The organism is Candidatus Limnocylindrales bacterium, assembly GCA_035571835.1.
Classification (GTDB): Bacteria; Desulfobacterota; Binatia; order UBA1149; family CAITLU01; genus DATNBU01.
In genome coordinates, this window is record DATNBU010000015.1 from 1 (window position 1) to 2,579 (window position 2,579).

The following is a 2,579-nucleotide window of genomic DNA, read 5'->3' on the forward strand; positions in this document are numbered from 1 at the left end:
GAAGCGCCGCAGTCGTACGACGATCGCGGGCGACGAGGCACTCGAAGTGATCGAGCAGTTCCTTTTCGGAGAGCTTTGCAATGCTGTCGAATGTCGTCATGACGACGCTTGTAACACGGGTTTTTCAGGCGTCGTTCGCCGTAAGGATGCGACCGGTCAGAGACATGCGCCTCTCGCGACAAGGCGCGAAGTCTGAGCGGCGCAACGCGCGAAGTCGCGAAAAAAGAGGTGCGCTCTGTTTAATTTCGCTATACGCGATCTCAAGCGGCGAAAAACCGCGTCAAGCGAAATCGACATCGCGACGACGCTTCCATAACAAAAGTAGCATAGCGCGGCCGTGATTCGCGCCCGGCAGGACGCGATCAGATCAGTGCGCGAGGTCACGCAGGGCACTCTCGACCTTGCCGTTCCGCTGACGTCGCCCGACCGTATGATCCGACGAAATCTTTCGGACCCGTCGCCATCGCCCATCTCGGGCACGTGCTCAATACTGAGCGGTGATGCATCAGACGAAACCTGGGTCACATTCCGCGGGGAATGTTCGTGCAACAGGGACATGACGCGCTGGCCGTGCTGCACATCGCAACAACAAGCCCATCGCCGGTAGCGGCATCGACACGCCCCGGTGTCCATCCGCATGAATCAGGATGGTCCGGCGCCGTGACCTACGGGATACGCGACGAAGAGTAACTCAGGCCGCCCGGTCCGGCTCGCGGAAAACTTCGACGCAGTGGTCGCGAAGGTTCACGATCCAGTAGCACGGAACGCCGGCACTGGAACGAACCGGACGGGGAAACCGAAGGAGCTGGTTCAGTCCCCCGCCTGACGCGAGCGGGCAACATCCGGCAGAGTCAGCTTGTCGCCGCTCTTTACGCCGTGGCGCGCGGCCCATCCGCCCGGCACTTCGAGGACGTAGCGCGCGGCTCCGCGCGAAGGAATCTGTTTTTCCGAATAGGGCGTCGTGTTCGACGCGATCGACACGATCGTCCCGTCGCCGCGGATGTAGATGATGTCGAGCGGGATCGGCGTATTGCTCATCCAGAACGTGCGCTCGGCTTCGTTGTCGAAGACGAAAAGCATTCCCGAACCCTCGGCGAGCTCGGTGCGGTACATGAGGCCGCGAGCCTGTTCTTCGTGATTGAGCGCGAGCTCGACGGTAACCGGCGCGTCGCCTGACGCAGCGTGCACGGTGACGACCGGGCCCTGCGCGGCCTTTGAACAGGCCGCCAGCGTGACGAGCGCAAACGACAGAACCAGGGCGGATCCCGCTCTGCGGATGGAGCGGACACTCGGACGACAGCGCAACCCGCCGGCGGCAGTGCGTGCACCGGCCGCTTCGCTGGATTGCAAGGCAGGGATGTCCCCGGTTAAATCGCGCGCCGCTTCGAGCGGGACCCCGCTTATCGGAGCCTGAAACGACGCGGAAGCTGGAGGATCGATGCTGAGCACAGTCATCTGGACAATCGCTTTCCTTACCGGAGCCGGCCTGTTTGCGTTCCAGGCCTACCGCAGGTTCGCGATTCTCGAGTACATGCGGCCTGCGGATCGCTGGGAAAACATTCCCGAGCGTGTGAATCGCACCCTGAAGTACGCCCTCGGCCAGTTCAAGTTCTTCAAAGGCGGACAGCCGGGCCGCGATCGCCGCGCCGGCATCCTCCACGCGCTGGTGTTCTGGGGCTTCCTCATCCTCGGCTACCAGGTCGTGCACATGTTCGCGCGCGGCTGGATCCCCGAGTTCGTCGCGCCGATGCAGGGCGCCGCGCAGTTCGGCGGCCCGATCATCTTTCTCAAGGATACGTTCGAGGTCCTGGTCGCGGTCTCTGCGCTGATCCTGGTGACGCGCTGGCTCGTCACGCATCCGCCTCGCCTGATGGGCTTCCTTCCGGCCGAGCGCCGGGTGCGCGAGCATCCGCACTGGGAAGCGATCGTCATCCTCCTGTTCATCACCACCATCACGACGAGCGGCCTGCTCTACGACGCCGGCCGCATGGTGTTCCTCGCCGGCAATCACGAGATCGAGGCGGAGAAGCTGTGGGGCTGGGCGTCGCACCTGATCTCGAAGGGCCTCGCTGCCGGCGGTCCGGGCTTCGCCCAGGCGGTCAGCAACACCGCGTGGTGGGTCCACAACCTCGTGATTCTCACGTTCATCAACCTGCTTCCGAGCTCGAAGCACTTCCACGTGATCACGTCGATCCCGAACGTGTTCTTCAGCAAGCTCGAGCCGTTCGGCCGGCTGTCCAAGCAGGATCTCGAAAGCGAGAACGCCATCTACGGCACGTCGCAGATGCGGCACTTCGACTGGAAGCAGGTGCTCGACATGTACTCGTGCACCGAGTGCGGGCGCTGCTCGTCGGTCTGCCCGGCCACCGCCACCGGCAAGCCGCTCGCGCCGCGCCAGTTCCTGCTCAACCTGCGCGACTACCTCTACGCGCATCCCGAGTCGGTGACCGATCCGGATGCCGAAGGCCTCGTCGCCACCGGCGACGTCACCGGCCCCGGCGAAGTGATCCACGACGAGGTGCTGTGGTCGTGCAACGTCTGCCGGGCGTGCGAGGAGGCGTGCCCGGTGATGATCGAGT

The 2,579-nt window shown here is 63.9% G+C and carries 2 protein-coding genes; one reads left to right on the plus strand and one right to left on the minus strand.

Annotated features, from left to right (window positions below; genetic code table 11):
- Positions 1 to 810: 810 nt before the first annotated feature.
- Positions 811 to 1,350, minus strand: coding sequence for a DUF192 domain-containing protein (locus VN634_06510; GenBank protein HXC50512.1), 540 nt, complete (start codon positions 1,348 to 1,350; stop codon positions 811 to 813).
- 88 nt (positions 1,351 to 1,438) lie between these two features.
- Here VN634_06510 and VN634_06515 point away from each other — a divergent pair.
- Positions 1,439 to 2,579, plus strand: a 1,141-nt coding sequence (locus tag VN634_06515) for a (Fe-S)-binding protein (GenBank protein HXC50513.1), incomplete at its 3' end; no start/stop codon positions are given.